Origin of the sequence: Streptomyces sp. B21-083 (assembly GCF_036898825.1) — a bacterium.
Classification (GTDB): domain Bacteria; phylum Actinomycetota; class Actinomycetes; order Streptomycetales; family Streptomycetaceae; genus Streptomyces.
In genome coordinates this window covers 2951621-2960901 of record NZ_JARUND010000001.1, presented here as the reverse complement: position 1 = coordinate 2960901, position 9281 = coordinate 2951621, and the positions used below count along the sequence as shown (strand labels likewise).

General features: G+C 70.9%; 6 protein-coding genes. 4 read left to right on the top strand and 2 right to left on the bottom strand.

What is annotated here, in order from left to right:
• Positions 1 to 8: 8 nt before the first annotated feature.
• The 3 genes from QA861_RS13170 (at position 9) to QA861_RS13160 (ending at position 4172) form a co-directional block, all read left to right on the top strand.
• The gene (locus QA861_RS13170; RefSeq protein ID WP_334588520.1) at positions 9 to 2009 is read left to right on the top strand and encodes a RiPP maturation radical SAM C-methyltransferase; all 2001 of its coding nucleotides are present in this window, start codon (positions 9 to 11) and stop codon (positions 2007 to 2009) included.
• A gap of 153 nt (positions 2010 to 2162) precedes the next feature.
• Positions 2163 to 2726, top strand: a complete 564-nt coding sequence (locus QA861_RS13165; RefSeq protein WP_334590537.1) for a DUF2087 domain-containing protein — start codon at positions 2163 to 2165, stop codon at positions 2724 to 2726.
• A gap of 15 nt (positions 2727 to 2741) precedes the next feature.
• Positions 2742 to 4172: a leucyl aminopeptidase family protein gene (locus tag QA861_RS13160; protein WP_334588519.1), complete on the top strand. Its 1431-nt coding sequence runs from the start codon at positions 2742 to 2744 to the stop codon at positions 4170 to 4172.
• 80 nt (positions 4173 to 4252) lie between these two features.
• Here QA861_RS13160 and QA861_RS13155 read toward each other — a convergent pair whose 3' ends face one another.
• Positions 4253 to 6286, bottom strand: coding sequence for an ABC transporter ATP-binding protein (locus QA861_RS13155; protein ID WP_334588518.1), 2034 nt, complete (start codon positions 6284 to 6286; stop codon positions 4253 to 4255).
• Positions 6283 to 8169 (bottom strand): ABC transporter ATP-binding protein, encoded by a 1887-nt coding sequence (locus QA861_RS13150; protein ID WP_334588517.1) that lies wholly within the window; start codon positions 8167 to 8169, stop codon positions 6283 to 6285. Before QA861_RS13150 ends, QA861_RS13155 begins: the two co-directional genes overlap by 4 nt.
• A gap of 206 nt (positions 8170 to 8375) precedes the next feature.
• On the opposite strand from QA861_RS13150, the gene QA861_RS13145 reads away from it, so the two are divergent.
• Complete coding sequence (locus QA861_RS13145) at positions 8376 to 9281, top strand: ABC transporter ATP-binding protein (protein ID WP_334588516.1); 906 nt, start codon at positions 8376 to 8378, stop codon at positions 9279 to 9281.

Sequence of the window (9281 nt, the reverse complement as noted above, 5' to 3'; positions counted from 1 at the left end):
GTGGTGTCATGACGGAGCGCCCTCGGGTCGCACTGGTCTCCATGCCCTGGAACAACGTTCGGCGCCCCTCGATCCAGGTGGGCGCGCTGCGAGCCGTTGCCGAGGCGGGGGGCTGGGAGGCCGAGTCCCACTACGCGTACCTCGACTTCTACGGGCTCGCGCGCGCGGCGGGTCCCCTGCCGGGCATGGACCGCAAGGAGTGGTCCGAGGCGTACCGGATGGTGTCCGAGGAGCTGTACCACCTCGCGGTGGGCGACTGGATCTTCGCACGGCGTCACGCCGACGCGGACGAACGCGACGCCTACCACGCCGAGTTGCGCGCTCATGGTGTCGGCGACACCACGATCGCCCTGGTGGACGCGCTCCGTGGGCCGGCCGAGCTGCACGTGGAACGGACCGTACGCAGGCTGCTCACCGGTCGGCCCGACGTCATCGGGTTCACCAGCACTTTCAGCCAGAACGGGCCGACGTTGGCGGTGGCGGAGCGGTTGCGGGAGCACGGTTACGGCGGGGTGATCGTGATGGGGGGCAGTAACTGCGAGGGGTCGATGGGGCGGACGTTGCTGGCGCGGTATCCGGCGTTGGACGCGGTGGTGGACGGTCCGGGGGAGGACGCGTTCCTGTCGTTGCTGCGGTCGGTGTCGGCGGGTGGTCCGGTGGTGGACGTGGGGCGGTTGCGGACGCGGGCGGGGGCGGGGGCGGCTGCGGGGGATGTGTCGGCTCCTGCGGTGCCTGGTCGGGGTGGTCCGTTGGCGGTGCCGGTGCCGAACTATGACGGGTTCTTCGAGCAGTTGGCGGATGCGGGGTTGGGGGATCTGGAGCCGGAGATCACTTTGCCGGTGGAGTTCTCGCGGGGGTGTTGGTGGGGTGCGAAGACGCATTGCACGTTCTGTGGGTTGAACGGTGCGACGATGAACTATCGGAGTAAGCATCCGGATTCGGTGGCGGATGAATTGAGTCACCTGATGAACCGGTATGGTGTGCTGGACTTTTTCGCGGTGGACAACATTCTTGATCTGAAGTATCTGGACACGGCGTTGCCGAAGATCGAGAAACTGGGGACCGATCATTCCTTGTTCTTCGAGGTGAAGGCGAACATGGAGTGGGCGGACATTCGGGCCATGCGGCGGGCGGGTATCCGTTCGGTGCAGCCGGGAATCGAGAGTCTCAGCACGGAGGGTCTGCGTCTCCTGCGCAAGGGAGCCACGGCCTACCAGAACATCAGGTTCCTCCTGGGCTGCGCCGAGTACGGGGTGCTGCCGGTCTGGAACATCCTCACCGGCTACCCGGACGAAACTCCCGCATCCCTCCGGGAGCAGGTCGAGCTGGTTTCCTCGCTGACTCATCTGCAGGCCCCTGACAACGACATCCTGGCTGTGCACTTCGACCGGTTCAGCCCGTACGTGGAGCGTCCCGAGCAATTCGGTCTGACGCTCACCAGGCCGTTGGCGGGGTATCGATACGTCTATCCGCAGCTCACTCCCGGGGAGTTGTGGGACATCGCCTACCACTTCGAAGGTGATTTCACCGACGCCGCCGAGAACGAGGAATTACGGCGGCTGCTGGCGGCCAGGATCAGCTTGTGGCGGGCCCAGTACCGCCGGGCGCACTTCACCTACCGCCTCGGCTTCGAATCCGTGGTCCTCGACGAGGGCAGGCCCGGTCTGCCGGCGGGTCGGACGGTGCTCACGGACGCGGAGGCCCGCCTGTACCGGGCTCTGATCGGCGGGGCCCGCCACCGCGACCTGTTCGTTCCCGGAGGGCCCGGTACCGACGTGGACCGGACCGCACGGACCCTCGCGGAATGGGAGCGCCGACGCTGGATCCACAGCGAGGGCACGAAGGTGATCGCCCTGGCCACCCGGGCCGTCCCCTCTGCCTATCGCACACCGCCGCCCAAAGGCACCCCGCGCCGCGCCCGTCCAGCCGTGGCGCTGTCGCTCGGCCCCGTCCACAGGCTCGGGGACCCCTCGGCGGCCGACTGGCCGGAAACATCCGAAAGCGCGTGATAGGCACCTTGCCGCAGCCCACCGGGGCGGGATAGTCGTGAGGCCCCCGGGCCGTACCCCCTGCGGAATTCACCCCAGAGAACCCCAGAGAACCCCAGAGAACAGAGAGAGCAGTTGACTGCCACCGACTCCCCCCGATCCGCCACCTCCGAAATCGCCTCGGAGCGGGACACCGTCGACGACGGGTCTGCCACCAGGACACACGAGCGACCGCCGTCCTGTCGCGACCTGGTCGGACTTCTCGCGCAGGAGGACCGCCGGTCCGCCTACGCGGCGCTCGCGCTGGGCGCCGTCACCGTGGCCGAGGTGGCCGAGCGGACCGGGCTGCGGCCCACCGCCGCCGCGATGGCACTGCAGAAGTTGGCCCAGGGGCGAATCGCCTCCCACGACCCGGACCGGGGCACGTACAACCTCGTCGACGACACCTTCCGGCTGGCAGTGCGCGAAGAGGTGCGGCTGACCGGACGGGACGCAGGGGACGGCGCCGGAGCCTATTTCCGCAAAGGCCGTCTGGCTTCCATCCCCGGCAACGCGAAGACCCGCAAACGTGTGCTGACAGTGGTCGCCGAGTCCTTCGAGAAGGGCGTGACCTATGACGAGCCCAAGGTGAACGCCATCTGCGGCGGTTGGCTGGACGACTGGGTCAGCCTGCGCCGGGCCCTCGTCGACGAGGGGCTGCTGACCCGGGACAGCACCGCCCGCTACGAGCGGGCCTGAGAGAGTGACGACGCCGTGACCACCTTCCGCGCCGGGACGCCCGACGAACACGCCGATGTGATCGTCCGGCCCTGGCACTCCGCCGCGGGCGCGAGCGCCTTCGTACGCAGGCGCGGCTTCCTCGCCCGGGCCGGGCAGGTGGTGGCCGAACCGGCCGAGAGCGGTCGCGGCGTCCTCCTCAACGTCGGCCTGGGGCCCGCCGACACGCTCACCCCGGCCGTCCTGCGCGAGGCGGCCGCTGTCGCCACCCGGGCCCTCGGGCCGGCCCGGACCGTGCGCATGGATCTCGCGGTCCCGGTCGGCGGCCGCCTCGCGCCGGACGATCGGGTCCACGCGGTCGCGGAAGGTGCCAGGCTGGCCCTGTACCGGTACGACGCCTATCGCAGCTCCCAGGGCCTGCCGCCCCCCGCTGAGGTCCGGATCACGGGCGCGGACCCGGGGGCCCTCGCGGAGGCGCTGGCCGCGGCCGACGGCACCTGCCTGGCCAGGGACCTCGTCAACGCCCCAGCCTGCGAACTGACTCCGACCGTCTTCGCCGACCGGGTCGCGGCGGCCGCCGCCGAGGCCGGGCTGGCCCACACCGTCCACAGAGAAGCCGAACTGGAACGGCTGGGTCTGGCGGGTCTGGCCGCCGTCGGCCGGGGATCGTCGGAGCCCCCACGCTACGTGGAATGCGTCTACGAACCCGACGGCCCGGCGGCGCTCACCGTGGCCCTGATCGGCAAGGGAGTCACCTTCGACTCCGGCGGGCTGTCCCTCAAGCCCTCTGGTGAACTGCACACGATGAAGGCGGACATGGGCGGAGCCGCAGCCGTCGTCGGTGCGGTGCTGGCCCTTCCCCGGCTGGGCCTGCCGCTCCGGGTCCGCGCCCACCTGCCCCTGGCCGAGAACATGCCGGACGGTGGGGCTCTGCGCGTCGGGGACGTGGTGCGGCACCGTGACGGCACCAGCACCGAGGTCACACACACCGACAACGAGGGCCGGGTCCTGCTCGCTGACGTTCTGTCGCTGGCGAGCGAACCGGGCCGGGCCGATGTCGTCATCGACGTGGCCACGCTCACCTCGGCGGCCGGCCATGCCCTGGGCACGCGAACGGGCGCGGTCTTCTCACCCGACGATGCGTTGGCCGACCTCCTGGTGGAGGCCGGACAGCGGGCCGGTGAGTCGTTGTGGCGGCTGCCCCTGCTCGCGCACGAGCGACGGCACCTGCGCTCGGCAGTCGCCGACCGCGTCAACTGCTCACACCGTCGTGGCGACAGCGTGCAGGCCGCCCTGTTCCTGGCCGACTTCGTCACCCCCGGCACGCGCTGGGCGCACCTGGACGTCGCCGCACCGGTGTGGAACGACGAGTCGGCGTACGGGGAAGTGCCGCACGGGGCCACCGGGTTCGGGGTGCGCACCTTGTTGGAGGCGCTGCGGGCGCTGGCCGCCGACGTCCAGAACTGACGGGCGGAAATTCACCGTCCCCGCACGGGGCAGGCTGGCGTGATGCCGTCCGGGCCGGTCTCGACGCGGCTGGTGAGAACTCACGCCAGGCTGTCCCGCCAGGCCCGGTGCAGATCCGCGAACCGGCCCGTACCGGCGATGAGTTCGGCCGGGGCTCCGTCCTCGACGACCCGCCCGTGCTCCATCACCAGCACCCGGTCGGCGATCTCGACGGTCGACAGCCGGTGCGCGATCACGACGGCCGTACGCCCCTTCAGGACCGTCGACATCGCACGCTGCACGGCCCGTTCACCCGGGATGTCGAGCGAACTGGTCGCCTCGTCGAGGATCAGCACCGCCGGATCGGCGAGCAACGCCCGCGCGAACGCGACCAGTTGGCGCTGCCCAGCGGAGATACGGCCGCCTCGTTTGCGTACGTCCGTGTCGTAGCCGTCGGGCAGCGCGGTGATGAAGTCATGGGCGCCGATCGCCTTCGCCGCACGCTCGATCTCCTCGCGCTCGGCGTCCGGGCGGCCTATGGCGATGTTGTCGGCGACGCTGCCGGAGAACAGGAAGGCCTCCTGCGTCACCATCACGACCCCGCGCCGCAGATCGGTGGCCGCCAGGTCGCGCAGATCGACGTCGTCGAGGAGGACGTGCCCCTCGGTGGGGTCGTAGAAGCGGGCGAGCAGCTTGGCCAGGGTGGACTTGCCGGCGCCGGTCGAGCCGACGACCGCGACGGTCTGCCCGGCCGGGAGGCTGAGGTCGAAGCGGGGCAGCACCTCGCCGCCGGTGCGGTAGGCGAACCGGACTCCGTCGAAGACGACCGCGCGGCCCGGGTGCTCGGACTCACGTACCGGAAGGGGCCGGGGAGCCGAGGGTTCCGGGACGGACGGCGTCTGGGCGAGGAGACCGGAGATCTTCTCCAGGGAGGCGGTGGCCGACTGGTAGGAGTTGAGGAACATACCGAGCCGGTCGATGGGGTCGTACAGCCGCCGCAGGTACAGCACGGCGGCGGCCAGCACACCCAGCTCCAGCGAGCCGTTCGCGACCCGGTGGGCGCCCCACAACACCATCGCCGCGACAGCGGAGTTGGCCACCACCCGGGAGCCGACGACGTAACGCGCCATCTCCAGGATCGCGTCGCCGTTCTTCCGCTCGTGGTCCCGGTTGAGGGCCTCGAACTCCGCGTCGTTGGCCGCCTCGCGGCGGAACGCGCGCACCGGCCGGATGCCGTTCATCGTCTCGACGAACTTGACGATGACGGCCGCGATCGCGGTGGACCGCAGCGCGTACACCCGGCCGGCCCGGCGCTGGTAGAGCCGGACGAGGAGGTAGAGGGGCACGAAGGAGACGATGGCGAGAGTGCCGAGGCTCAGATCCAGCCAGAGCAGGACGGCCGAGATGTAGGCGAAGGACAGGGCGATGGTGACGAGTTCCTGGAGCCCGTCGTTCAGCAGCTCGCGCAGCGACTCGACGTCTGCCGTGGAACGGGAGATGAGCCGGCCCGAGGTGTAACGCTCGTGGAAGTCGAGGCTGAGTGCCTGCGCGTGCCGGAAGATACGCCCGCGCAGATCGAGCAGCGCGTCCTGACTGACCCGGGCGGCGGCGGAGATGAACCAGTACTGCAGCCCGCCCGACGCCAGCGCGCAGAGCAGATAGCCGACGCCGACGGCGACCAGCGGCCCGTTGTCGTGGTCCCGGAAGGCCGGCACACCCCGGTCGATGGCGTACGCGACGAGCAGCGGGCCCGCCTGGACGGCCGCCTGCTGCAGCAGCAGAAGTACGGCGGTGAGGGCGACCCGGCCCCTCATCGGGGCGAGGAGGGAGCGAAGCAGGGTCGCGGTGGCGCCTTTGGGGGTGGGCAGGTCGTCCTGGTCGAAGGGGTCACCGGGGGCGGGGGGCCGGGGAGCCGCAGTCGCCGCCTCGGCGTCCGGTCCGGCGTCGGGTCCGGCGTCGGGTCCGGCGTCCGGTTCCGCGTGGGGTCCGGCGTCGGGTCCGGCGTCAGGTTCCGCGTGGGGTCCGGTGTCTGCTCCCGCCTTGGATTCCCCGTGGGGTCCGTTGCCTGGCCCGGTGCCCGGGTTGGGGGGCTGTTCGTCGTCCGGGGGCGGCGCGGTGGTTGTGGGCGCCGTCATCGGGCGGCCTCCTCGAAGCTGTCGGTGGTGCCGTGGGGGGAGTTGCCGCGGTCGGTCTCCTCGTCCGCGCCGGCCATCAGCCAGGCGTACTCGGCGTTCGTCCGCAGGAGTTCGTGATGCGTGCCCACGGCGGTGATCCGGCCGCCGGAGAGGAGGGCGACGCGGTCGGCGAGCAGGACCGTGGACGGGCGGTGCGCCACGATCAGGGCCGTGGTGTCGGCGAGGACCCTGCGCAGCGCGGCCTCGACGGCGGCCTCCGTGTGCACGTCCAGCGCGGACAGCGGGTCGTCGAGGACGAGGAACCTGGGCCCGCCCACGACCGCCCGGGCCAGCGCGAGCCGTTGCCGCTGGCCACCGGAGAGGCTGAGGCCCTGTTCACCGACCTGGGTGTCCGAGCCCTGCGGCAGCGCGTGCACGAAATCGGCCTGCGCCACGGCAAGGGCGTGCCGCAGCTCGGCCTCGCCCGCCGAGTCCCCGGCGCCCATGAGGACGTTCTCGCCGACGCTCGCCGAGAAGAGGGTGGGCTCCTCGAAGGCGACGGCGACCAGGGCACGCAGCTCATCCCTGGGCAGGGCGGAGATGTCGTGGCCGTCGAGGGTGATGCGCCCCGAGGTCACCTCGTGCAGCCGGGGGACGAGCGCCGTGAGCGTGGTCTTGCCGCTGCCGGTCGTACCGACGAGGGCCAGCGACTCGCCCGACCGGATGTGGAGGTCGACGCGGTCGAGGACCGGCGGGGAGTCGGCGGGCGCGTCCGGATACCGGAAGGAGACCTCGTGGAAGCGCAGCCCACGGTCGGCGCCCGAGGAACCGGAGACATCGGACACATCCGAGGAAGGTGACCCGGCACCGGGGAGGGCGGTCTCCTTATCCCCTTCCGGATCCTCGTCCATCACCTCGAAGTACCGCTCTGTGGCGGTGGCCGCGTCCTGGCTCATCGCGAGCAGGAAGCCGATGGAGTCGACGGGCCAGCGCAGGGCCAGAGCCGTGGACAGGAAGGCGACCAGCGTGCCCGCCGACAGATCACCGTTCGCGACCTGCACGGTCCCCAGCACGAGCGCCGCCCCGATCGCCAGCTCCGGCAGCGTGACGATCGCCGCCCAGATCGCCGACAGCAGCCGGGCCTTGTGCAACTCGGTCCCGCGCAAGGTCCCCGACAGCTCACGGAACGCCCGCGCCTGACTGCGGTGCCGCCCGAACCCCTTGATGATCCGGATGCCCAGCACGCTCTCCTCGACGACCGTCGTCAGGTCGCCGACCTGGTCCTGCGCACGCCGGGCCACCAGGTGGTAGCGCCGCTCGAAGACGATGCACACCACCAGGACGGGGACGGCGGGCCCCAGGATCACCAGCCCGAGCGACCAGTCCTGGACCAGCATGATGATCACGCCGACCAGGATCGTCACCGCGTTGACGAACAGGAACGTCAGCGGAAAGGCGAGGAACATCCGCAGCAGCTGCAGGTCCGACGTCGCCCGGGACAGCAGCTGACCGGACGGCCACCGGTCGTGGAAGGCGACCGGCAGCCGCTGGAGCCGCCGGTACAGCGCCGCCCGCATCGCCGCCTCGACCCCGGCCAGCGGTCTGGCCACCAGCCACCGCCGCAGCCCGAACAGCAGCGCCTCTCCGAGCCCGAGCAGCAGCAGCCACAGCGCCCCGAACCACACACCGCGGGAGTCACGGTCGGCGATCGGCCCGTCCACCATCCATTTCAGGACGAGCGGGATCACCAGCCCCATGCACGAGGCGAGGACGGCGACGAGCGCGGCGACGGACAATCGGGCGCGAACCGGCCGCACAAAGGGCCACAGGCGCAGCAGAGTGCGTACGGCGGAACGGCCGGCCTGGGCCCCGGGGTCGTTTGCGGTTGCACGTGTCGTGGACATCATCCCGAGCCTACAAACCACCACTGACAGTGCCTACCGAGTTTTGGCCCGGATCGGGTCAGGCGCAGGTCCTACGACCTGCGTGTTCGAATTACCGTAAACGCGTTCGTACGTGTGGTCGTACATGCGTATCAACCGATCGGTTGATGCCGTTCCGAGCGCGTCGGCCGATGTGCCGCCCCCTCCCGCAGCGCGACGCTGATCGCATGTCCGTCATCGAAGTGCACGACCTGCGCAAGTCCTACGGCGGCCGTCCCGTCGTGGACGGCATCTCCTTCGCCGTCGAGGAGGGCGAGATCTTCGGCATCCTCGGCCCGAACGGCGCCGGCAAGACCACCACCGTCGAATGCGTCGAAGGCCTGCGCGTGCCCGACGGCGGCCGGATCCGGGTCGCCGGCCTCGACCCGGTCACCGACCGCCAGGCCACCAGCCGGGTCCTCGGCGCCCAGCTCCAGCAGAGCGAACTGCAGGCCAAGCTGACGGTCCGCGAGGCACTGGAGCTGTACGCGGCCTTCTATCCACGCCCCGCCGACTGGCGCCCACTGGCCGAGCGCCTCGGCCTGACCGACCGGCTCGACACCAGGTTCGGCAAGCTCTCCGGTGGCCAGAAACAGCGCCTGTTCATCGCGCTCGCCCTCATCGGCGGCCCCCGGGTCGTCGTCCTCGACGAGCTGACCACGGGCCTCGACCCCCGCGCCCGCCGGGACACCTGGCAGCTCATCGAGGACGTACGGGCGAGCGGGGTGACCGTCCTTGTGGTCACGCACTTCATGGAGGAGGCGCAACGGCTGTGCGACCGGATCGCCGTGATCGACAAGGGGCGGATCGCCGCCCTGGACACCCCGGCGGGCCTGATCCGCCGCTCGGCGGGCGCCACGGTGATCAGCTTCACGCCGTCCGAGCCCTTGGCCGAGGACGCCTTGAGCGCGCTTCCGGCGCTCGCGTCGGTCGAGTACCGGGACAGCCGCGTCACCCTCTCCGGCACGGACGAGACCGTCAACGCCGTCATCAGCCTCCTCGCCCGAAGCCATGTCACTGCCCTCCAACTCCGCGTCACCGAAGCCACGTTGGACGACGCGTTCCTCGACCTCACGAAGGAGGAAGCGGCATGA

What these genes read in the sequence shown, in the direction of transcription:
- QA861_RS13170 (WP_334588520.1), top strand. Translation starts at nt 9, where the DNA reads ATGACGGAGCGCCCTCGGGTCGCACTGGTCTCCATGCCCTGGAACAAC.
- QA861_RS13155 (WP_334588518.1), bottom strand. Translation starts at nt 6,286, where the DNA reads ATGACGGCGCCCACAACCACCGCGCCGCCCCCGGACGACGAACAGCCC.
- QA861_RS13150 (WP_334588517.1), bottom strand. Translation starts at nt 8,169, where the DNA reads ATGTCCACGACACGTGCAACCGCAAACGACCCCGGGGCCCAGGCCGGC.
- QA861_RS13145 (WP_334588516.1), top strand. Translation starts at nt 8,376, where the DNA reads ATGTCCGTCATCGAAGTGCACGACCTGCGCAAGTCCTACGGCGGCCGT.